Annotated in this window: 16 protein-coding genes and 1 CRISPR repeat array; of the genes, 7 read left to right on the top strand and 9 right to left on the bottom strand. The window is 37.5% G+C overall.

Translation table 11 applies throughout. From position 1 onward, the window contains the following. Positions 1–108 precede the first annotated feature (108 nt). From CFY84_RS08510 to cas1f, 6 genes are all read right to left on the bottom strand, one after another. A complete protein-coding gene (locus tag CFY84_RS08510; protein WP_088823796.1) occupies positions 109–2,292 on the bottom strand; it encodes a TonB-dependent receptor family protein in 2,184 nt (727 codons plus the stop codon). Positions 2,293–2,422: 130 nt separating this feature from the next. Then, positions 2,423–4,730: direct repeats of the CRISPR family, unit length 28 nt; unit sequence TTTCTAAGCTGCCTATGCGGCAGTGAAC. 132 nt (positions 4,731–4,862) lie between these two features. Then, positions 4,863–5,468 (bottom strand): type I-F CRISPR-associated endoribonuclease Cas6/Csy4, encoded by a 606-nt coding sequence (gene cas6f, locus CFY84_RS08505; protein ID WP_088823795.1) that lies wholly within the window; start codon positions 5,466–5,468, stop codon positions 4,863–4,865. Positions 5,469–5,477: 9 nt separating this feature from the next. Then, positions 5,478–6,500 (bottom strand): type I-Fv CRISPR-associated protein Cas5fv, encoded by a 1,023-nt coding sequence (gene cas5fv, locus CFY84_RS08500; protein WP_088823794.1) that lies wholly within the window; start codon positions 6,498–6,500, stop codon positions 5,478–5,480. A 12-nt stretch (positions 6,501–6,512) separates the two neighbouring features. After that, positions 6,513–7,457, bottom strand: a complete 945-nt coding sequence (gene cas7fv / locus CFY84_RS08495) for a type I-Fv CRISPR-associated protein Cas7fv (RefSeq protein WP_088823793.1) — start codon at positions 7,455–7,457, stop codon at positions 6,513–6,515. Between the two features lie 91 nt (positions 7,458–7,548). Beyond that, the gene (locus tag CFY84_RS08490) at positions 7,549–10,578 is read right to left on the bottom strand and encodes a CRISPR-associated endonuclease Cas3'' (RefSeq protein ID WP_088823792.1); all 3,030 of its coding nucleotides are present in this window, start codon (positions 10,576–10,578) and stop codon (positions 7,549–7,551) included. Further along, positions 10,575–11,537, bottom strand: coding sequence for a type I-F CRISPR-associated endonuclease Cas1f (gene cas1f, locus CFY84_RS08485; protein ID WP_088823791.1), 963 nt, complete (start codon positions 11,535–11,537; stop codon positions 10,575–10,577). The genes CFY84_RS08490 and cas1f overlap by 4 nt, the downstream gene beginning before the upstream one ends. A gap of 245 nt (positions 11,538–11,782) precedes the next feature. Between cas1f and CFY84_RS08480 the strand changes: the two genes are divergently transcribed. Together CFY84_RS08480 and CFY84_RS08475 are read left to right on the top strand one after the other, a co-directional pair. Then, a complete protein-coding gene (locus CFY84_RS08480; protein ID WP_088823790.1) occupies positions 11,783–12,121 on the top strand; it encodes a hypothetical protein in 339 nt (112 codons plus the stop codon). Positions 12,122–12,298: 177 nt separating this feature from the next. Next, positions 12,299–13,099 carry a DUF4198 domain-containing protein gene (locus CFY84_RS08475; protein ID WP_088823789.1) on the top strand — a complete coding sequence of 267 codons (801 nt, stop codon included), beginning with the start codon at positions 12,299–12,301 and terminating at the stop codon, positions 13,097–13,099. A 51-nt stretch (positions 13,100–13,150) separates the two neighbouring features. Here CFY84_RS08475 and ettA read toward each other — a convergent pair whose 3' ends face one another. Continuing rightward, the gene (gene ettA / locus CFY84_RS08470) at positions 13,151–14,812 is read right to left on the bottom strand and encodes an energy-dependent translational throttle protein EttA (protein ID WP_088823788.1); all 1,662 of its coding nucleotides are present in this window, start codon (positions 14,810–14,812) and stop codon (positions 13,151–13,153) included. Positions 14,813–15,162: 350 nt separating this feature from the next. Here ettA and CFY84_RS08465 point away from each other — a divergent pair, with 350 nt between their 5' ends. Continuing rightward, a complete protein-coding gene (locus tag CFY84_RS08465; protein ID WP_088823787.1) occupies positions 15,163–16,050 on the top strand; it encodes an SDR family NAD(P)-dependent oxidoreductase in 888 nt (295 codons plus the stop codon). Positions 16,051–16,098: 48 nt separating this feature from the next. Here the strand turns inward: CFY84_RS08465 and CFY84_RS08460 are convergent, their stop codons facing one another. Further along, the gene (locus tag CFY84_RS08460; RefSeq protein ID WP_088823786.1) at positions 16,099–18,438 is read right to left on the bottom strand and encodes a Tex family protein; all 2,340 of its coding nucleotides are present in this window, start codon (positions 18,436–18,438) and stop codon (positions 16,099–16,101) included. A 326-nt stretch (positions 18,439–18,764) separates the two neighbouring features. Here CFY84_RS08460 and ompR point away from each other — a divergent pair, with 326 nt between their 5' ends. The 4 genes from ompR (at position 18,765) to CFY84_RS08440 (ending at position 23,062) form a co-directional block, all read left to right on the top strand. Beyond that, positions 18,765–19,529 (top strand): osmolarity response regulator transcription factor OmpR, encoded by a 765-nt coding sequence (gene ompR / locus CFY84_RS08455; RefSeq protein ID WP_088823785.1) that lies wholly within the window; start codon positions 18,765–18,767, stop codon positions 19,527–19,529. A 41-nt stretch (positions 19,530–19,570) separates the two neighbouring features. Beyond that, entirely contained in the window at positions 19,571–20,980 is a 1,410-nt protein-coding gene (locus CFY84_RS08450; protein WP_088823784.1) for an ATP-binding protein, read from the top strand. Positions 20,981–21,101: 121 nt separating this feature from the next. Then, the gene (locus CFY84_RS08445; RefSeq protein ID WP_088823783.1) at positions 21,102–22,592 is read left to right on the top strand and encodes a succinate CoA transferase; all 1,491 of its coding nucleotides are present in this window, start codon (positions 21,102–21,104) and stop codon (positions 22,590–22,592) included. A 50-nt stretch (positions 22,593–22,642) separates the two neighbouring features. Continuing rightward, on the top strand, positions 22,643–23,062 hold the full coding sequence (locus tag CFY84_RS08440) for a GNAT family acetyltransferase (RefSeq protein ID WP_088823782.1): 420 nt from the start codon (positions 22,643–22,645) through the stop codon (positions 23,060–23,062). Between the two features lie 2 nt (positions 23,063–23,064). Here the strand turns inward: CFY84_RS08440 and CFY84_RS08435 are convergent, their stop codons facing one another. Continuing rightward, positions 23,065–24,414 (bottom strand): Nramp family divalent metal transporter, encoded by a 1,350-nt coding sequence (locus tag CFY84_RS08435; protein ID WP_088823781.1) that lies wholly within the window; start codon positions 24,412–24,414, stop codon positions 23,065–23,067. Positions 24,415–24,495 lie beyond the last annotated feature (81 nt).

Raw genomic sequence — 24,495 nt, 5'->3', positions numbered from 1 at the left:
GCCACTATATTGCATAGTGGCTTTTTTTATAACTCAATAAAAATATATTCAATCATTAATGGTATAAAAAATTAAAAAAGGTACAAATAATGCACCTTTATATTATGACTAAAAATCAAATGAGGTCTGTAAAAAGATAGTTCTTGGTTGTCCTTGAAACTTACCACCATTTGCATCAGAGGAACGAGTAAAATAGTTTTTATCAAACATATTTTTAATACCTGCTGCAACTTTAAAACCATTTAAATATCGACTTAAATCATAACCTACGCGCACAGCCATTGTTGCATAGCCAGGAATAGAGCCATACATAGCAGCAGAATCCTCAACTACTAAATCATCTTTATTGGGTGCGACTTGTTTTGATTGAGCAAACACATCGGTATTAATCGACCACTGTTCATACTTATACCCTAAACCAATATTAGCGACCCAACGCGAAGAAAATGAAAGATCCTTTCCTTTTCTAATGCCAGCTGCTGCTGTAGCATGGGTATAAGTTAAATTAGTATATGTACTTAAACCTGTTAGTGCATCATTTAGCTGACCAAAATCATAACGAGCACCAAACTCAAAGCCCATATGTTTAGTCGCACCCAAATTAGTCCAGCCTTCTGTACCACCTAAATTATAACGTAATAATTCTTGATCAAAATCAATATAAAATACAGTAAATTCAGCTGTGAGTGCATCACCTAAATAATGTGTTCCTATTTCATAATTTTTTGCTTTTTCTGGGTTTAAACCATCTGTTTGTGATACCGCAAGTTTACTGGTGTCATCAATTTTTGCCATCTGGCTATATTGCTGTGGACCAAATGAAATCCCATAATTTGCGAATACATTCCACTGGTCATTTACTTTATAAAGTACAGATAAGTTAGGCAAAACTTCATTAGATTTCACATGTGTACTGACTTCATTTTTAATACTATTATTGGCATTTAATTTGTAGTAATTTTCTCTTGTTTTGATCGATTCAAAACGAACGCCTGGCGTAATTGACCATGCTCCTAAATCTATACGATTGTCCAAATATACCGCATGTGCAATTGTTTTACCTGCGGCCGCACTATAACCATCTACAGATAAAGGTGTTGTACCATTTTTATACCAAGCACTACGCCCAATATACTCTTTACTGTCTTCATTCAAATAACGGTAGCCTATCGATATTTCATTGGCTGTATTACCTAATACGTAAGCATGTGAATAACGTGGTTCAAATGCAGTCACTTGATATGTTCTTGGTGCATTACGTAATTGCTTTTTATTTTTATCTGTATCGTTTATTTTTTCCATTACAGCATTACGATACGTATCTGTATGGTATGCCAGTAGCTCAAATGTATTAGCATCATCTTTATGTGTATACTTTAAAGCGCCATCTGTACGATGCCCTTCAAAATAGTCGTACGGTCGAGTAGATTGATTTGAGTCAGCTTTATACTCTTGAGTCGTTAACCCTCCGGGCATATCTGCTTTACCATCATAACGATGAAGATTAAATTCTATTTGATCCTGATCTGTAAATGCATACGCGGTTTTAAAAATGACATCATTAATATTATTATGGTCATTACTGTCACGATACCCATTACCTTGAGTTCCTGAATAAAGTAGCGCAAGGCCTAATCCGTTATCGAGCGTTGTACCTAAAAAAAGATTAGGGCTTAACTTTACATTACCATTTCGTGCAATTTCAGTCGTCATAGCAATATTGCCTTGAAACTGCTTTGGTATAGACCGCGTATTAAAGTTAATAATTCCGCCCACATTTTGAGGCCCAAAACGTACAGAACCTGCGCCACGAATCACATCAATTGATTCAATATTACCTAAACTAGTCGGTGCTAAAGATAATTGTGGCTGGCCATAAGGTGCAAATGCCAACGGTACCCCATCCATCAATACAGTTGAACGTGGTGAAAAACGCGATGTTAATCCGCGCACTCCAAAACTAAGTGATAAATCACTACCTGCTGTTCCGGCATTATCTTGAACTTGTACACCAGGAACTTGTTTAAGTGCATCCTTGATTGTAACTGATGCTGTCTCATCTAGTCGTTTACGATCTATAATTGTACGTGCACCTGCATGTTCAAATACTTTTTTAGCAGTTACATCATCCAACCAATTTCCTTGTGCTTGCAGTTGAATTGTTTCTAACACAGCCGCTTTACTGTTGTTATTTTCAGCATGAGCATATGTTAGCGTTCCAACCGCAATTAAAACAGCTAGAGCGCATTGGGTATATCTTAACTTTGAGACTAAAATGCATTTGTTTTTCATAAAAATGAATAAATGTAATATTGACTTTAAATACTAACAAAAAATTAAATTAATACAACTATCATTCTCATTTGCACTAATAAATAAGATTTTAATCACGATTTTAAATCTAAGTATAAAAAATAGCCATTACCTAAGCTACCTATGCGGCAGTGAACAATTAGTTAAACATGATAATTATGTTACTTGGTTTCTAAGCTGCCTATGCGGCAGTGAACGCCATATTGTCAAAGTCGTACCATCGGCTATTTTTCTAAGCTGGCTATGCGGCAGTGAACCTGTAAGTCGTTATATGCATTGTATGCTGATATTTCTAAGCTGCCTATGCGGCAGTAAACTTCAAGGCGCGTTAAAGATTGGCGGTTTCGTTTTTCTAAGCTGCCTATGCGGCAGTAAACAATGCCACTGTGAATAATGTGATCTTCTATCATTTCTAAGCTGCCTATGCGGCAGTAAACTTAGGACCATTACTGATGACACTTATGGCATGTTTCTAAGCTGCCTATGCGGCAGTAAACGGAAACTTTCACGGTCAGGGTATTTCCCTTTATTTCTAAGCTGCCTATGCGGCAGTAAACTTAAGGATTCTTATGATGCAGCTGTTAAGGCTTTTCTAAGCTGCCTATGCGGCAGTAAACCTAATCCATTCTGAAATATCAGAGGCAATGGATTTCTAAGCTGCCTATGCGGCAGTGAACTCTTCTTAGTGATTACATTAGCGAAGATGAATTTTCTAAGCTGCCTATGCGGCAGTGAACTTTGATAAGACGATGTAACAAGCTTTTGATCATTTCTAAGCTGCCTATGCGGCAGTGAACCTAAATCTGTTAAAGCAGATGCCGAAGATACATTTCTAAGCTGCCTATGCGGCAGTGAACGTGGTCGTCAAAACTATTCACCATTGCCTGAATTTCTAAGCTGCCTATGCGGCAGTGAACATTTTGAAACAATTGCTAGATAATCGTATTTATTTCTAAGCTGCCTATGCGGCAGTGAACGCTAGTTACCTGTCAAAAATGTAGTTAAATATTTTCTAAGCTGCCTATGCGGCAGTGAACTTTCGGTTCAATCATTTGCATGCTCCTAAAACTTTCTAAGCTGCCTATGCGGCAGTGAACGACATCGTAGAAGTTTTTACACGGCATGGATTTTTCTAAGCTGCCTATGCGGCAGTGAACTAATGGATATTCAAACAGCAAGAGATAGTATCTTTCTAAGCTGCCTATGCGGCAGTGAACCCGAAATGCAACAAGTATATGAATGGATTACATTTCTAAGCTGCCTATGCGGCAGTGAACAAATAAAGACCGAGTAAACATCAATTCCCAATTTTCTAAGCTGCCTATGCGGCAGTGAACACTGAGGAACAAGGATGTATTCATTTTGACTATTTCTAAGCTGCCTATGCGGCAGTGAACGCATCAAGCCTTTGTACTTCTGTGTATCAATTTTTCTAAGCTGCCTATGCGGCAGTGAACTGATTATTACTACTCTACAGCACAAGCTAAATTTTCTAAGCTGCCTATGCGGCAGTGAACGATACAAAGAATCTATTGTTGATATTGCTAGATTTCTAAGCTGCCTATGCGGCAGTGAACATGGTGAATTTGATGAACATAAACTTGTTATCTTTCTAAGCTGCCTATGCGGCAGTGAACAGCCTTTGCTCTCTCAAGTGCATTCATCATAATTTCTAAGCTGCCTATGCGGCAGTGAACTATTGCTAACTTAACAGGTGTTGTCGATGTATTTTCTAAGCTGCCTATGCGGCAGTGAACCATAACCAATGCGTATCGTGTTAATTACGATTTTTCTAAGCTGCCTATGCGGCAGTGAACGTTTTCGCTACTTTAAAAGATGGCGGGAATTTTTTCTAAGCTGCCTATGCGGCAGTGAACCATCTAATTCGTTGATCATTCTACTAACAGTATTTCTAAGCTGCCTATGCGGCAGTGAACTTATACACCTACATGTCTTGGCGGTAATGTATTTTCTAAGCTGCCTATGCGGCAGTGAACTACCGTTGATGTTGTTGGCCATAGTTAAAGTGTTTCTAAGCTGCCTATGCGGCAGTGAACTTACGCGACCATGAAGACCATAAATCAAGATTTTTCTAAGCTGCCTATGCGGCAGTGAACACCGAAGGGTGCTTTTTTTATGTCTAAAATTTTTTCTAAGCTGCCTATGCGGCAGTGAACTTGTTTGCGATACGCCATTTACACCATTTAGTTTTCTAAGCTGCCTATGCGGCAGTGAACTACTGCCCTTTTTCATGCAACCGCTAAAGACATTTCTAAGCTGCCTATGCGGCAGTGAACAAAAAGATTTAGATGAAAAATATTGTGAAACATTTCTAAGCTGCCTATGCGGCAGTGAACCCAAAACCTACCTAAATCTACACTATGGGCATTTTCTAAGCTGCCTATGCGGCAGTGAACAATAAAAATAACACAAAAAATATAGTTATAACAATAAGTTAAGTATTGAATTTGCATAAACACCAATATTTATACTTAAAGTTATAACTTATTCATTTCATTAAGATTTTAAAGAGTGAAAAATTAATTGGGTTAAAACTCAGGTACTGCACTCACTGAACTCAATCCATAACAGCTAAAAACTTCGCTTTGAGTTACTGCTTCTATCGACTCCTTTTCAATAAATAATTTAAAACTTTTCTTCTCTTGCTCATTTGAAGTACTCAAACTAAGCAACTGAACATAAGGCAAATTAGTCGTCTTAACAACTTGATTATAACGAGCTAAAGCCTCTTCATATGTAATATCACCGCGTTTCACTCGACGCCGAGCTAAACGTGGTGCACCCGTTTTCAACTGCTTTCTTTTATAAAAAGCATACCCTTTAACGTTTTGAGGAACTTCACGAACAGAAGTCAAATGTACATAATCTGTCAAGTGCTCTAACCATCGAGTAAGATTAAGCTGTTCTAGCTGATCTTTTGTTTGAGCAAAAACACGAATTTTAGTACCTAAAGAACCTATATTTTTTTGTTGATTATATTGATACTGTGGAAATGAAACGCCAAAAAATACTTTTTGTTGCTCATCTTTATGTTCAACAAAAGCAATATGTAACTGTAGATAAACCTTTGACCACAGCTCAAAGCACATGAGGTCGGGCTGATCAAGTAAAGTTAATTCTATGTAATAATTCATAGTCTTCCTTTATCGTAAATGCATTGCGGACACATAAGCTAAGCCTTTCTTTCCTAAATAAAAGCTTGATACGCCTGCATCATCTATCATTCTTTTTAACTCTTTAGCTGTATCTGTTGAAATATCTAAAGTAATCTCAAGTTGACCACTGGCTTTAGTTAAATAATGTTTCACCTTACCTTCACCTTTAATATACTGTTCATGAAGGTATGGACTACCATAAATCAGTTTTTTCGCACCCGTTGTATACTTGTCCATAAAATCTTTTGAAGTAAAGCCATTATTTGAAATACCACTAATTCCACCCATTTTAGATTTAGCAGTTGCCATGTTGTATTTTTTTTCCAACTGATTTAACTGTAAATACAGTGCCGAACAATACATAGGTAAAATAAGCTGTAGCCCCTTGGTATTCAGTGGCTTATATTTATCAAACAACTGTTCCAACTTCTCTGATGCTTGCTTTATCCGAGGTTCAGCAACAATAGGTTTCATTTTACCAATATCACTTAAACGATTTAAGATAGAGACAGGATCAAGAAGCGCTGAATACGTAATGTCTAGATCATTTACACACACGTCATCTAGAATAAAGTCACATAGCTGCTCTAAACTCAGCGACAATATGCCCCAAAACTCCTTTGAATAGTCAGACAAAAATACAGGGTCATTAACATTAATCATTCCTGTAAATGAATTTTGATCTGTGCTTCCTTTCATATTACGAAGATAAGTCATTTCATGGTTAATAACATGTGGTTTATCTTGAAAAGTAATAACCTGCTCTTTATCTGCAAAATAATAATATTCACTTTGACGTGCGCTATACAACTTACGTTGGTCTCCAATAAGGCGACTTAATATGCCCATAACAGTATTTTTATTGACAGCTCTAGGATAAAAATTTTCAGGTTTTTTGAGTTCAGTCATAGAAGCAATAAAATTACGCCCTTTTTTAGGTAAAGGTTCATCATTACTTCCATCTAAAAATGAATTTCGCCAAGAGGACTCATAGTCAATGATTATTCTCATATGATCCTCAATTTATTTTGCTGAAAAATAAACAGCATAGTCAGTTTTAGCATCAGATGATATTTCATGAGGACTACGTTTTATTCTCATCATTTTATTACTATCATTATAATCTACCTCCACACTATCAACGTACATGTAACCCTTCGCTTGACGGATGGATAGTTCAGAAATGAGCTCCAACGTTGCCTTAACTAAAATATCAACTGCCTCTTGATCGAGTAATATTCCAACTTCACCTTCTTGATAAATTGTACCTTTACGCACGTAATTTGTATGGAAAATAGCCTTAGGATGACGTTCTGGCGCAAGCGATTGGATAAAACCTTGTATGGTTTGAGCGATTTTTTGACCTTGATTATCTTTAATAATCATTGCAGCACGATCAAATTTATTATCTAAAGAAATAAACGCCAGTTGCTCTATACTGATAGATCCGTGAGAAATATATTCAGTATCTCCAAACGTTGTTTTAGAAAAAAAAGATGAGCTATCACGTTCACCAGCTTGTCCAAATTGTTCAAAATTACCGTTATGTAATTGGTCAACAAAATCTTCAAGTAATAAAGGACTGGTACGTTTACATTGACTAGATGGCACAACATAACCGCGAATGAGCCCAGTAAATGATGCCAAGACTTGCTCTAAACTTTTTTCTGCAGCAAAGTGTAAATCAAAAGCTTGATCCCGAAATAAATGATGGCGAATACAGTTTTGACTAATATATAAAGGTGTTTCTTTAAAGTTAATATCTGCTGCTTCTTTTTTATACTTATATCCTGTGTCTTCTTTTATTTTTCCTGTAAGGTTTGTATAACCACGTAATTTAGGAAGTGTGTGATTATCTACAGTACGTCCTTCATTACTTAATGTCGTTGGTCCATTCCAGTTAACAACGCCATGACCAAACGCACGAATTTTAAAATCAACACTTTTAATGCCTGTTACTTTTTCCATTGTTATGATTCCAGTATTATTTCTATAAAATTATTTAATCATATGTTGTAAAGTTACATTTCCTGCTGCATAAGCAACAATATTGAAAAACTCATGCCTCAATAGATTGAGGTTGAATCAGCTTATCAATGCTCATCATACCCACAGGCTGCTTAATGGTTTTGACATAGTAAATTGCATAATTATGTCTGACCTGCTCGCCTCCTACAGATTCTAAATCCAATGGAATATAGCTTAAATAAATCGGATACTCAGGAGAGCGAGCCAATTTAAGTAACTCCCAATCTCGATATGTTTTTTTATATTCAATCTCTGATTGTTTAGCTTTAATAATGTTATGGTGCTTTGCATGCATAAAAGCCAATAGATTTTTATTGCTATCTCTCATTTCGAAGCGACCACCCTGTATGCGATCGACCGATTCTGTTAAACCTATACTGCTGCTTGTATGATCATGTTGCTCAGAATAAGCATACTCATTTACAAATGTATATTCTAGGCAATGATTTACTTCGCATACAGCCATCTGTACAAAACGACTATCTCCACGAAGTGATCCATTTGCAATTTTAGCAATACCGTTTTTATTATTTTTATTTCGGCTTGGCATACTGATGGGATCCATCACTTTATGCTGGATTAACTGAACACTTTCTCGTAAAGATTTTTCTAAATCTTTTACAATATATTTTCGACTTGAACTATCAGCATAAAATTTTTGGTAGATGATATATAAATCATGAATTTTAATGACTGACTCACTCTCTATATTGCTTTGTAAAAAGCGTAACCAAGCTAATGTACTTTGCCAAACATTCATATTAGCTAAAAATTTTGCTTTTTGGCTCGTTTGCTTGGCTTGCTCAATAGATTTTGGAAAAACAGTCGTATATACATTAATGGAATGATTACTATCAAAACGATCTAGCCTGCCTAGTCTCTGCAACCAGTTTTCAGCGCTCGTTAAATCAGTATACATACGCTCACAACTAATATTGAGTGAAGCCTGTACAATTGGGCCACTTCTTAAAATTTGATAACGTTGCTCTCCATTTCTGCTAAAACTTTCAAACACTCGATTAAACCATGTTGATTTATCTGTTTTGGTATATTTTGAATGCAGTAAAATACTATTTTCTTGATGTTGATGAAGTAGAAAACCAAGTTGGGCATCTTGTGCAGTATTGGTAATCACAAATGTAGTCTGATCTTGGTTCATAGTTGTTGTAATGAGCGGACTAGATTCACTTGTTTCATCATAGCTCACAAACTCAATTTTATAGTTAGCTTGGTTAAAACTTGGTACATGTACAATATAATTTGGGTCTATCTTTAAAATATGTTCTATATAAAAATCATGAGGTGTTGCAGAAACTAATAATGTATTTGCTTCATGTTTTTTAAATTTTTTTGCTTCAATCAACTCTGCAAAAAACAAATTAAATGCTGGCATAACAATCAATTCATGAAACTCATCAAATACAACATGTGCTTGCATAAAATCCATCATACCTCCAATTTTCTGATGCGAAATAACAGTATTAATGACTTGATCAATCGTAGTGATAATAATATCACCAGTAAAATATTGATCAGACTCAGTTTCAGGCGCATCATCAAAACTTATTCCGCCATGTAATATTTTTTTATATTCACCAGTCATGATTTCAATACGGCTATTCGGCAAGTAATCTTCTGCTGTTAAGTCATGTAAAATACCTAAACACACTTGAACTCTCGGACAAATCCAAATAATTTTCTGCACTTTAGTTTTTAAAGCCCATTCAAGTGCAATCTTGGTTTTACCACAACCTGCTGGGCCTTGAAGAACAGTTACATTTGATCCACCGTCAAATTCTGCATCTTCTTGTAGTTCGGCAAGTTTAGATGACGCCTGATCTTGTACAAGATTACGCTCACTATTTGGGTACTTTTGATTAAATTGATCAATACAACGTTGAATTTGTTGAGACAAATCGGTGCTATCTTGCCAGATATCATCAAGTGCATGAATCAAAGTGCCTTCGGCTAAGTATTCTGTTAAATCTTCAGGAGTCATTTTAGATACAATACGATCTGCACTAATCACTGCCATACGTACTAAATTATTAAGTGCATTTGGTTGAATATCTTGAACAAATTCATCTATTTTTTCAGATAACTCATTATAATTTTTATAATTAGGAATACTGTTTTTTGTAAGTTGATAACTATATGACCATTTTGGTATTAAATTATCAATATCAAAATGCTCAGTTTTAAAATGAAATCCTATTTGATGAATATCTTTTAAAATAGCAATAATCTGCTCTGTTAACTTTTCAATGCTCATTTCAGTAAAAGAGTTTTTAAATTTTTTATCAATTCCTTCTGCTTTATTAAAAAATGTATCATCTTTACGAAAAGGGCGTGTATGGTGCCAATAAATAGTATGAAGAATTTGATGACATTGTGAGGTGTTAAGTTGTGTATTATTTAATAATGATTCAGCCAATAACCAAGAAATTTCATTGTGCCTTGGATGATGTTCAAAAGAAAAATCTTTAAATCCTCGAATGGTCGTATCAATATGTACACCATCCTCTGGAATGAAAATGTCATCAGATGGGCTAATCTTTTTAACTAACCATTGTTGGAATTGTGGATCTAGTTTTCCAATATCATGCAAGATTCCAGCTAAAAATGCAGCCTGTGCCAAATTTTTATGATTAATATTCAATTTTTCAATAATTTGGTGTGCTAAATAACCCACTGCAAATAGATGTTGGCTTAAAGATTGTCCAGATGTATTTGCTAAAATTGTTTTTGTTTCTATAGGCAAATCCATAAATAACTCCTTTGCTGTATAATTTACAGGCACTACGCCGTGGATATTAAATTTACTTCTATTTCCAACGATCCAAACTAATGTTGTTGTTCTGCGAGTAGTGATTCGATGACATGCTACAGCTGTATTTTTACTTACAGTGCTTAATAACAATCTCTTGACTGCATTTAATCCCTCTTCTGTAATCACAGTCTGCCATGTATAACTGCCTATTCGATCTGCAAATGCATCTAAAACTTGGCGTGTTCTGGGGATCGACTTTTTTTCACACTCACTAATGAAAGTCACGATCATATTTCACCTGCAGTCTTATCAAATGTTTTACAAGCTTGTAATTTAACTTGATCAAACATAAAGTCTAAACATTGATGCTCTGTCATTTTTTGCAATAAATACTGACGAAACTCTTGTTGTGTCATTTTTTCTTTAGCACAAATAAAAGCATAAGGTAGAACTACTGCATCTTTGACTAAATCTGCAACATCAAATACCAATGCTCCACGGCGTGTTTTGCCATGCATGACCGCAAAACTGTGTGAAATACCAAGCACCCACAAGGTTGTTGCTGCCAACCCGTAAGCCAAATAGTTACCGTGATTTAAAAAATCATTTGCAAGATCACCTTCTTGTGGGTCACGAATAAATGATTTTTGCCCACAGCGTGTGATAGCAACTTTATAAAGTTGTTTTGTAGTTTGTGCTTCTGCTAATAATAAATCTCCAACACGTTTAACCTCGACAATTTTTTGGCAAAATCCTTTAATCGCTAAAGCAATGTCATCGTCATCAATACAAAAACCATACTCTTTTAAATCTTTATCTTTTGCCCAAACTTTTCGAATAAAATCAATACGAGCATATTGAAACTGTTTTGCTGCATATAAACGTTTTTGCTCATCAAACCAAAAACCCATCCAACCTTGCATATATTCTGTAGGACGATATTCGCTTTGTGGAGTGAGCCATTCAATTTCACTCCCCATAAATAATGGTGTTGCACCACTGCCAGAAAATCCAACAAGTACACCTGCAGTTGCCAACATACGCATAGCAGCTTGAGTAATTGATGTTCCAATTCCTAAAATAATGACAGTCGTATTAGCAATTGGAATATTCCAATAGTTATTTTCATTTTTAGATTCTGCTAGATATAAAACACGACCATCTTTTTGCAAAACACGGCAATATTCTAAGTAATATATATTCGCTCTTTTTGAGTGTAAAATAGCTTTCAAGTCTGTGAGCTGTTGCATTTTTGATACACTTAATAATTGACCAAAAGTTAAACATATCTAGTTTTAATTTCTATAGCAAGTTGTATACCCTATTACTACGACAACTACTGTCTTTTTATTTTCAGGACTAGTAAGTTTTCTTCAGTCCAATGCTTTGAGATGTTTCAATGATCAGAAGGTATAAAAAATATTACAACTGGAGAATTCTACTCATTCAGTTAAAATTAGCTTATTTAAATAGTACAATTTAATTTGGAGTTTTTATGCAATACCGCTGCCCACAATGTCAAAGCGTAAAAATTATGCCTGTTCCTCAAAGTGGTCAAGCCACTCGTCCAGATGTACCTAAAAGTTTAGTCATTTTAGTCTTTTCTATTTTTTTATTACTTTTGCTTGTGATCTCAAGCATTGTGTTGTGGATCTTTAGCAATGGTGCAGGTACAAACTTACAAGTAGCAACCATTATCGTATTCTTTATTACTTTAATTGCAGGCTTTTTATTTTGGCGTGACCTGCCAAGTTTTAAAATTTCAATGCAAGCATTCATGCAATCACAAAAAATTTGGAAATGTCGTGACTGTAGCCACCAATGGCAACGTTAATTTAAAGAAGATGGGTATGATCAGCATACCCATCGATTACATAATTCATATAATGATCAATAATAATTCTCCTTATACTTTTTTAATCCATTAATTGTTTTTAAAAAATCAAAAATAGTTTTTGTGAATACAATTAAAAATCATTACTATTTAAGTCAATCCTTTTTCGAGTCTCCCATGAAAAAACTTATTGTTTTGTCTTCTATTTTATTTGCAGCACACAGTTATGCACATCAACCATATGTGTCTACCTTGGTGCCAACAACAGAAAATTCAAGAACACCAATTATCGCAGGCTATGCAGAAGAAACGCTAAATAGCGAAGCTGCATTAAAAAAAGCGGTGTTTACTATTGTTGATCCGGACGCAAAAAGCAGCCAAATCACACCAGAGAGTCAATTAAAATCTGCGACTGTATTTGATCTTGATTTGCCAAAAGATGGTACATATAAAATCACATCAAGCCTTGGCTATCCGATTAAATATGCGCTGTATAACAAGGAATGGCATATGTATTTAGACATGCCTGCAGACAAAGCGCCAAAACAGTCTGCACGTGAATACGTCATTCCAAGTGACTTTAAAAAAGCACCTAGCTTGGTTGAAGTACAACGAGAATGGACTATTCAAAGTTATATTACCAAAAAACACACCACTGAAATTAAAGAAACAGAAGTGGCACCTCGTGATGTGACCTTTAGTGTTCACCCAAATCAAATTAAAGTGAACCAAGATGTGACCGTACATGTACATGATCATGCCAAGAACGAACATATTGAGCATGCCATTGTGTCTATTACGCCAATTGGTGAGTCAGATGACAAAGCTAAATCTGTAACCACCAATGCTGAAGGTGAAGCTGTTGTTCGTTTTGATCGTCCAGGTCAATACCTTTTGGTTGCATCACAAAAATTTAATCCAAAAGTAAAGCCAACAACACAGTACTACACCATTGTTAGTCTACATATTGCCAATTAATCAAAAAGAACCAGCTCATTGAGCTGGTTCTTTTATGCAGATAGCTAAAACTTATCCACCAATTTTTCTGTATTTTGCACGTGTAGGACGCGCATCATCCCCTAACTTTTTCTTACGGAATGCTTCATATTCGGTATAGTTACCGTCAAAGAATTCAGGACCTTCATCTTCAAATGCCAAGATGTGTGTTGCAATGCGGTCTAAGAACCAACGGTCATGCGATACCACCATTACTGTGCCTGGGAAGACTAAAATTGCATCTTCAAGCGCACGTAAGGTTTCAACATCCAAATCGTTTGATGGTTCATCGAGTAAAATGACATTGGCACCTTGCTGAAGAATTTTAGCAAGTTGTAAACGGTTACGCTCACCACCTGATAAATCACCAACACGCTTTTGCTGATCCGAGCCTTTAAAGTTAAAACGTCCAATATAAGCACGAGATGGGATTTCATAATCACCCACTCTTAAAATATCTAGGCCACCAGACACTTCTTCCCAAACGGTTTTGCTGTCGTCTAACGCTTCTCTAATTTGTCCAACATAAGCAACTTTTACTGATTCACCAACTGTAACAGTTCCTGTATTTGGCGCTTGCTCACCGGTCATCATACGAAAGAGCGTGGTTTTACCTGCACCATTTGGACCAACGATCCCAACAATAGATGCTGGTGGTACAGAGAAACTTAAGTTTTCATACAGTAAACGATCACCGAATGACTTACTGATATTTTCAACTTCGACCACTTTATTGCCTAAACGCGGGCCAGGTGGAATGTAAATTTCAGATGTTTCATTACGCTCTTGGAATTCTTTTGAGTTTAACTCCTCAAAACGTTCCATACGGGCTTTGTTTTTCTTTTGCTGGCCTTTGGCATTGGTACGAACCCATTCAAGTTCTTTTTTCAATGCTTTTGCAAAAGATTCTTCCTGTTTATTTTCTTGCTCTAAACGGGCATTTTTCTGTTCAAGCCAATTGGTATAATTGCCTTGATATGGAATACCATGTCCACGGTCAAGCTCTAAAATCCACTCAGCAACATTGTCTAAGAAGTAGCGGTCATGGGTAATTGCAACGATGGTGCCTGCGAAATCTTTTAAGAAACGCTCAAGCCAAGATACAGATTCTGCATCTAAATGGTTGGTCGGTTCATCTAATAAAAGCATATCTGGTTTAGACAAAAGCAAACGACACAATGCAACACGGCGACGTTCACCACCTGAGAGTTTATTAACATCTGCATCCCAAGCCGGTAAACGCAAAGCGTCTGCTGCTTGTTCCATTTGATTGCTTAAATTATGTGCATCCCATGCATGGATAATGCCTTCTAATTTTTCTTGTTCTTTTGCAAGGGCATCAAAATCCGCATCTTCTGCTGCATATTCAGCAAACACTTCATCAAGACGTGCAAGCGCATCTAATGGTTCACGTAAACCGTCTTCCACATTCCCACGCACATCTTTATTTGGATCAAGCGGTGGTTCTTGCTCTAAATAACCAATTTTAATCCCTGGTTGAGCACGTGCTTCGCCTGAGTAATCTTTATCTACACCTGCCATAATACGAAGCAATGTTGATTTACCTGCACCGTTTAAGCCAAGCACACCAATTTTGGCACCTGGAAAAAATGATAAAGAGATATCTTTTAAGATTTCGCGCTTAGGCGGAACCATTTTAGATACTCGATTCATTGTATAGATATATTGGGCCACGCGGACTCCTCAATTAAAATGTAAGTAGCACAAAAACGTTTTGACGTAGTATACCTGAAAGTGGTTAAAAAATAAGGCTTCTGAGATTTTAAAGCAGCAGATGAAATGAATTACCCGCAACTGTCATTCAATATCGGCTATACTGTTGGGCTGTAGGAATATGTTAATTTTCATTTACCTATAAATCATTGCTCTTCTGAAATGAATAAATTCAATATTTATTTTAAAAGTGCATTTTTTTACGTGTATTTTTTGTTATATTCCTCTCCCATTTTCAACGTGTTTGCCATTAAATGGGGTCTCTATTTAATGCACACTGATCTAGATAATATGAGCCTAGGTATCTTCTCGTGAAAAAAAAGTTTGAGCATATTTTTCAAGAAAAAGTTCAAGGAAAAGTTGCACTGATTACAGGTGCATCAAGCGGAATTGGCTTAACCATTGCCAAACGCCTCGCTCATGCAGGTGCGCATGTTCTACTTGTCTCACGTACAGAAGAGACATTACTCTCAATCAAAGCTGAAATTGAACAAGCAGGTGGTCAAGCATCTGTGTTTCCATGTGATTTAAATGATATGGAACAAATTGATCGTTGCTCAAAAGCAATTCTAGACTCGGTTGATCGGGTTGATATCCTGATTAATAATGCAGGTCGTTCAATCCGTCGTGCTGTTGAGGAATCACTTGACCGCTTTCATGATTTTGAACGTACCATGCAACTGAATTATTTTGGTGCTGTACGGTTGGTGCTTAATCTATTGCCGCACCTCATTAAATCAAAGCATGGGCATATTATTAATATCAGTTCTATTGGTGTGTTGGTCAATGCAACGCGTTTTTCTGCTTATGTAGCCTCTAAAGCTGCGCTTGATGCTTTTAGCCGTTGTTTGGCTGCTGAAGTACACCGCCATAAAATTGCAATTACGTCTGTATATATGCCACTTGTTCGTACACCCATGATTGCACCGACTAAAATCTATAAATATGTGCCAACACTCTCAACTGAACAAGCAGCCGATTTAATTGCGAAAGCGATTGTCACACGACAAAAAAATGTAGCTACGCATTTAGGTCGTTTTGCATCACTAACCTACGCAGTATTGCCTGAACTCAATAATAAATTAATGTCCATTGGTTTTCATTTGATCCCAAGCTCAACAGCAACTGCAGAACCTGAGCAAAAGCTGACGTTGATCCAAAAAGCATATGCCAAACTGTTTCCAGAAGATAAAAAATAAAGCATAAAAAACCTCTCACTTAGAGAGGTTTTTTATGCTTAGGCTCGATTATTTCGAACCTTTAATTCCAGCTTGTAACAACAAAGCACCTAAACCACCAATTTTTTGCTCTTGTGGTTTCGCAGGCTTTTGCTGTTTGTTACGCTCAGGCTGATCTTTACGTGCTGCAGGGCGTTTCGCTTGTGGCTTTTCGTCCGCAGGTTTATCACGACGTGGAGCACGTGCAGGTTTCGCTGCAGGCTGACTATTTTCAGGACGCATACTCAAATTGATACGCTTACGCTCAGCATCAACTTGAATCACACGGACTTGAACAATTTGTCCAGGCTTCACAATTTTTTGTGGATCAGAAACAAACTCATTTGCAAGCTCTGAAATGTGGATTAATCCATCTTGATGAACACCCACATCAACAAAAGCACCGAAATTCGTCACATTGGTAATCACGCCTTCAAGTTCCATACCCAGCTGTAAATCTGTCACTTCTTTGACATCATCACGGAATTTAGCTGTACGGAATGCTGGACGTGGGTCACGGCCTGGTTTTTCTAATTCAGCCAAAACATCGACAACAGTCGGTAAACCAAATTCATCGTTAATGAAATCTTCTGCTTTCACTTGACGAATAATTTCGCTTTGACCAATTAAATCCTCTACTGTTTTTTCGTGTGCTTTTGCAATACGTTCAACCAGTGCATAGCTTTCAGGATGTACCGAAGAGGTATCTAAAATTTGATCGCCTTGATGTACACGCAAGAAGCCTGCTGCTTGCTCAAAAGTACGCTCACCTAAACGAGGTACATTTTTAAGCACTTGACGGTTTTCAAAACGTCCATGCTGCTTACGGTATTCAACAATTTGCTGTGCAATGGCTTTATTTAAACCTGCGATATACCCTAAAATTGCAGGCGATGCTGTGTTTACATCAACACCAACCGCATTAACACAGTCTTCAACCACAGCATCAAGTGCAGCAGCTAAACCGGTTTGGTTAACATCATGCTGATATTGACCCACACCAATTGATTTAGGATCAATTTTAACAAGTTCCGCCAACGGATCTTGCAAACGACGTGCAATAGACACCGCACCGCGAATTGCAACATCAAGCTCAGGCAATTCTTGAGTTGCCAATTCGCTTGCAGAATAAACAGATGCACCTGCTTCACTTACTGTAACGCGGGTTAAAGATAAATCTGGATGCTCTGCCATCATTTCAGTGATCACAGCTTCTGTCTCACGACTGGCTGTACCATTGCCAATGGCTACAAGGTCAACAGAAAACTCACGGCATAAACGCGCAAGCTCTTCTTTTGCCCCTGTTACATCTTCTTTTGGTGCAAATGGGTAAACTGTACTGTGTGCAACTACATCGCCTGATGCATTCACAACAGCCAACTTCACACCAGTCCGTACACCTGGGTCCACACCTAATGTGGTACGACCGCCAGCTGGCGCAGACAATAAAAGATGGCGCAAGTTTTCAGAAAATACTTGTACTGCTTCCGCTTCAGCCGAAAGACGTTTTTCTGTTAATAATGAATGTTCAATTTGTGGGCGTAACTTTGCTGACCAAAATTGCTTTGCCGTTTCTTGTAAGAATGATTGGCGAGTTTCTGGCTGCACAGTAGTTAATTGATATGCATCAACAATACGCGCTAAAGGCGCATCATTTTCTCCATCAACTTTTAAGCCCAACACGTTTTCTTGACGGCCACGAAGCATTGCCAATAAACGATGAGACGGTAATTTATTTAAGTTTTCTTTGAAATCAAAGTAATCTCTAAATTTCTTACCAACTTCTTTTTTCTCGTCTGATGCCACTGTACTTTTTAATACGGCTGTTTTTGCAAAAGTTGCTTTTAATTCAGCAGACAATGCAATATTTTGCGCCCATGTATCAATAATAATATGCTGTACTGCATCTAATTGAGTGGCTTCATCTGGATAATCTGCATGCTCAAAACCAGCCAATGCTGCTTTTGGATCAAGATCTTCAGTTAATATTTTGTCTGCAATTGGGCCAAGACCTGCTTCTTTTGCTTTAAATGATTTACTGGTGCGCTTTGGACGATATGGCGCGTAAATTTCTTCTAATGCATTTTTAGTTGCAGCCCCATTGATGCGTGCCAACAGATCATCACTTAGCTTATCTTGCTCAGTTAATGACTGGATCGCTTTTTCACGGCGCTCGTTAAGATCACGTAAATAGCTTAACCGCGTGTTGAGCAGGCGAAGTTGTACATCGTCTAACCCTTCTGTCGCCTCTTTACGGTAACGTGCAATAAACGGCACGCTAGCGCCTTCATCAATTAAACGAATTGCAGCTTCTACTTGGTTCGGACGTGCGGCAAGCTCACTTGCCAACTGCTGAACGAGGTCAGTCATCGTGTGAAAATCCTATTTAAGGAACATACTAAAAACAGAGATTATAAAGACCATGCTTGTAAAATCTACAGTTAAAACAACAAAATTTATGATTTACTTGACTCAACAGGGTTGAATTTCGTGAAAATACATATATATGTCATTATTTTATTTAATCTGATTAAATATTAACACACTTTAAAAAAAATAGATAAAAACAAAAAAATTGCCTATATATCTGTATATATTTGTAAAATTGAACGCATTAATCCATAGCCTTTGCATGCTTTAAGGCATTATACTCAAGCTATCTAATACAAAATTAACAAATAAAAAGGGAGCACTTTATGAGTTTAGTGGTACCTGCTGAAAACACAGAAAATGTGGCACATGACACTGACCGTGTTGAGCGGATTTTAGTGGTGGATGACGATGTACGCTTACGTACATTGCTACAGCGCTTTTTAGAAGATAAAGGCTTTGTGGTCAAAACAGCACATGATGCAACACAAATGGATCGTTTACTGCAGCGTGAATTGTTCTCTTTGATTGTGCTTGATTTCATGCTTCCTGTTGAAGATGGCTTAAGTATTTGTCGCCGTTTAAGACAATCTAATTTGGATACGCCAATCATCATGCTTACAGCACGTGGCAGTGATGCAGACCGTATTGCAGGCTTAGATGCTGGAGCCGATGACTACTTACCAAAACCATTTAATCCAAATGAACTCTTGGCACGAATCCGCGCTATTTTACGCCGTCAAGTACGTGAAGTACCGGGCGCACCAAGCCAGCAAATGGAAGTGGTAAGTTTTGGGACATGGTCACTTGATTTATCAACTCGTACACTCACCCGTGAGGGGCAGGTAGTTACATTAACGACAGGTGAATTTGCGGTTCTAAAAGCCTTGGTTCAACATCCTCGTGAGCCGCTTACACGTGATAAACTAATGAATCTTGCACGTGGCCGTGAATGGGGTGCGATGGAGCGCTCGATTGATGTTCAAGTGTCTCGTTTACGCCGCTTAATTGAAGATAACCCTGCACGTGCCCGTTATATCCAAACGGTTTGGGGCATTGGTTATGTATTTGTTCCAGACGGCTCTGAATAAAGATTGAGAGCCGCTTTTATCTAGGTTTAAATTGATCACTTATGACATCAGCTCCTCACAAAGCGCAAAGCGATTCTTCAGGTTATTGCGATATTAAACGTACGCCGACAGAGCGATTCTTAGATCACTTTAAGCCAAGATCAGCAGCAATGAGAACCACGGTTCTTGTTGCTTTTGTCGTATTTTTTAGCTTATTTACATCTATTTTATTTTTTTGGCGCACTTTATATTTGCCAGAAATTCAGCAGCATGCGCGTTATCTTGCTATTCAGCTTGATATTATCCACAATCCTAACTTTCATATTTATTATAAAAACCAAGATATTAATGTAGATGATTGGTTATATAAACGCATTGGGGTCGAATACATTACGGATCCTAAACAATATCCGCAAGTTCAAGACAAATTCATCGCTGATATTTTTACAGACCGAATTGAAAAACGTTTAGCCCAAGAAATTCAAGTCAACCGAGATCAGGTTACGGTTTACTTTAAATTTAAACCTACACCAACCATTTGGATTCAAACTCCAGATATGCATGGCAATTGGTTAAAAGAACCTATCAACACGTATGCAGATTATAGTGTTGAATTGATTGCAGCATGGCTCATTGGTATTCCATTATTTTCATGTTTAATTATTTTAACATTGGTTCGGCAGCTCAACCGCCCGCTTAAACGGTTACAAAATGCAGCTCGCTCTTATAGCCAAACAGGTGGTGCGCCTTATTTAACCACCAATCATGGTCCGCTTGAAATTCGACAAGTTAATCAAGCGTTTAACCATATGATTTATACTCTTGAACAGACAGAAAAAGACCGTAAAATCATGTTGGCCGGTATTTCACATGATTTAAGAACCCCACTCACCCGTATCCGTTTAACTGCAGAAATGTTGCCTGATGAGTTTTTAAAAGAAGGTTTGATTTATGATGTCGATGATATGGATGCTATTTTAAATCAGTTCATCTCATACATGCGTGATGGCTCAGATGAAGAGCCGTCTGAAACTCAAATCAATCAGTTGCTACAAGAGCTAATTGTTCAATTTCAACCGCTTAACATTCAATTTGAACCACAAGATATTCCTATCATCTTTGCACGTAGCTTATCATTAAAACGTTTAATTGGTAATTTGATTAATAATGCCAAACGCTATGGCGCAGAACCGATCCATGTTGCCACTTATGTCGAAGGTCAACACATCAAAATTAGCATTTCTGACCAAGGTGAAGGCGTTCCTGAAGAACAAATACAAGATTTAATGCAACCTTTCGTTCGTGGTAATGCAGCACGTACCATTCAAGGCAGTGGTTTAGGACTTGCAATTGTAAAGCGGATTGTTGACTTACACCAAGGCGAAATCATTTTACGTAATTTAGAAGAAGGCGGCTTTCAAGCCATTATTGCATTACCCATCGCGCTGAACCAAAAAACCGAAAATAAATGATTTTTTTGAATATCTTATAAGATATTTACTATACCTTAGCCTAATAAGCATCCTAAAAAAGCCATACAACGTTAGAATTCATGTTGTATAGGGTTTAAATAATTTTGATCGAGAAATAAGTATGTCATTAGAACGGATTGGCCTGACACAATTAAAGGATAAAGTCATTTCAGCACAAGATGCAGCACGTTTAATTCAAAACAATATGATTATTGGCATGAGTGGTTTCACACGTGCTGGAGAAGCAAAAGCCATACCGCTTGCGCTAATTGACCAAGCAGCACAGCATCCTTTAAAAATCACTTTAGTCACAGGTGCAAGTTTAGGCAATGACCTCGATAAAAAACTCACTGAGCAAGGTGTATTAGCACGTCGAATTCCCTTTCAGGTCGACAGCACGCTTCGTAAAGCAATTAATCAGGGTCAGGTGATGTTTATTGATCAACATCTATCAGAAACTGTTGAACAAATGCGCCATCAAACCCTAGAAAAGCCTGATTTAGCGATTATTGAAGCTGTTGCAATTACTGATGATGGTTTGATTATTCCAACAACCTCTGTGGGTAACTCTGCAAGCTTTATTGAGTTTGCCGAAAAAATTCTGATTGAAATTAATACCTCAGTCAGTACCGATTTTGAAGGCATTCATGATATTTATATTCCATCACAACGCCCATCTAGAGCCCCTATCCCACTGACTGATATTCAACAGCGGATTGGTACACGCGGTATTCCTTTTGATGCAGATAAAGTAGTTGGTATTGTTTTTAACCATACATCAGATTCTCCATCAAACATTACTGAGCCAGATGCAGATACACAAGCGATTGCAGATCATCTGATTCATTTTTTTAAAGATGAAGTCCGTGCAGGCAGACTGCCAGAAGATCTTGGACCATTACAAGCAGGGATTGGTTCAATTGCCAATGCAGTATTGTCTGGTTTCAAAACATCAGGTTTTCACGATCTCAAAATGTATTCCGAAGTACTACAAGACTCTGCATTTGAGCTTATTGATGCAGGGGTAATGACATTTGCATCAGGCTGTTCAATGACATTGTCTAAAGCCTGTGGTGAGCGTGTATTTAATCATTTAGACAACTATAAGGATAAGTTTGTTTTACGTCCGCAAGAGATTTCCAATCACCCTGAGATCATTCGACGCTTAGGTATCATCAGCATCAATACAGCGCTTGAATTTGACATTTATGGCAATGTGAATTCAACCCATGTGGGTGGCACCAAAATGATGAATGGCATTGGTGGATCAGGCGATTTTGCACGTAATGCACACCTTGCTATTTTTGTGACCAAATCGATTGCAAAGCAAGGCAATATTTCATCAGTAGTGCCTATGGTAAGTCATGTGGACCATACAGAACATGACACTGATATATTTGTTACTGAGCAAGGCTTAGCAGACTTAAGAGGACTTGCGCCACGAGAGCGTGCAGCCGTCATTATTCAGCACTGTGTTCATCCCGACTATCAGGCAAGCATATTCGATTATTTTACACGAGCATGTGAAAAAGGTGGTCATACTCCACACCTGTTGCAAGAAGCGATTGATTGGCATATTAATTTTGAAAAATATGGCAGCATGAAAATATAGAATTAAGGCGGCAGGTCATCATTGAAGACCTGCCATTTTGGTGGTGATTTATGTTTATTATCAGACCTATAGAAAATAAAGATGTTGATACAGTCGTTGAGCTTTGGGAAACCTGTCATTTGACTCGCCCATGGAATCACCCTGAAATTGATATTTTTAGAAAAATTCAGCAAAAAGATGATTTGTTTTTAGTTGCTGAAAAAGACCATATGGTCATTGCAACGTTAATGGGTGGTTATGATGGCCATCGCGGTTGGATCCATTACTTGGCTGTTCAACCCAAATACCAACGTCTTGGTATTGCAACAGCACTGATTCAAAATATTGAAAAACGGCTTATTGCTATGGGTTGTCCTAAAGTACAACTGATGGTACGAGCAGAAAATCATGCCGTCATTCAATTTTACGAACAGCTCGACTTTACAGACAACAAGGTTACTTGCTTGGGCAAGCGTTTAATTCCAGACTAAAGCTAAGCAAAAATCTTGTGTGCAACTTCAATAATCAGCTGAATATTTAAAATCACCAATGCTGTAGTCGATAAACATGCAAGTGTAATTAACCATTTAGAATTGGCAAATTCCCCCATCCATTTTTTTCTTGATGTAATCCATACCAGCGGAATCATTGATACAGGCAATGCAATACTTAAAAAAACTTGTGAGTAAATCAATAACCCTTCAATAACATCTTCTCGCTCACCCCAAACATAAATAGCCACCAAAATTGGCAATGTTGCCAAGGCACGTGTAATAAAACGGCGTAACCAAGGTGGCAATTTCAACTCAATAAAGCCTTCCATGACAATTTGCCCAGTCAAGGTCCCTGTAATGGTTGAATTCTGCCCTGATGCCAATAGTGCCACCGCAAATAATGTGGCAAGCGTAGCACTGGCAATATGCCCCACGATATTCGGATTTTCTAACGCGGCATAGAGTTGTGAAAACCGTCCAAGTTGTTCAGGATCATGACCAAAAAATAAAGCAGCGCCTAAAATAAGTAATAAGCAATTAATGACAAAAGAAAAGCTTAATTGAACATTCGAATCTAAAATTGAAAAGCGAATAGCCTCTTTCATGCCTTCAGGATCACGGCGATATTGCCTCGACTGCACCAAAGAGGAATGTAAATATAAATTGTGCGGCATCACTGTTGCCCCCACAATTCCAAGCGCAATGAGTAAAGCTGAGTCCTGCCCAGTTAAGGTTGCAGTAAAAATTTCTTTTTGTGGAATAAAGCCTTGTAAAATATCACTCATCTGTGGTGAAGCAAGCATCACTTCATAAGCAAAAATCAAAAATACAGTTAGAATTAAAGTAAAAACAAAAGCTTCTATTTTACGAATGCCCAAAGACAAAAATAGCAATAATAGAAACACATCCAATAAGGTGATGATGACACCCATCATCAGTGGAATACCAAATAACAGGTTTAAAGCGATTGCTGTTCCAATTACCTCAGCCACATCTGTGGCCATAATTGCGAGTTCAGCAACAATCCAAAGCACAAAAGACCAGCGACGGCCTGCGAGTTTTCGTGTGGCTTGTGCTAAATCAAGTCCAGTGACAATGCCTAACTTGCTACACATGGCTTGCAACAGCATGGCAATTAAACTTGAGAGTAAAATGACTGACAATAATAAATAGCCATACAATGCCCCACCCTGAATTGACGTAATCCAATTACCTGGGTCCATATACCCCACAGCAACCAATGCACCTGGACCAGAAAACGCTAAGAATTTACGGAAGAACGAAGCACCTGGCGGGATTGGCACCGTATGATGGACACCATCTAAACTGAGTGGTTGTTTTTGTTTCATATTAAGATCACTACTGTTCAATCGCGAACCCACAAATAAGAATGATTATTATTTATAATAATAGATCTTCCCTTAAATTAC

The organism is Acinetobacter apis (assembly GCF_900197575.1).
In the GTDB taxonomy this organism is placed as follows: Bacteria; Pseudomonadota; Gammaproteobacteria; order Pseudomonadales; family Moraxellaceae; genus Acinetobacter; species Acinetobacter apis.
The sequence above is the reverse complement of the archived record's forward strand: the minus strand, read 5'-3'. Positions and strand labels throughout refer to the sequence as shown.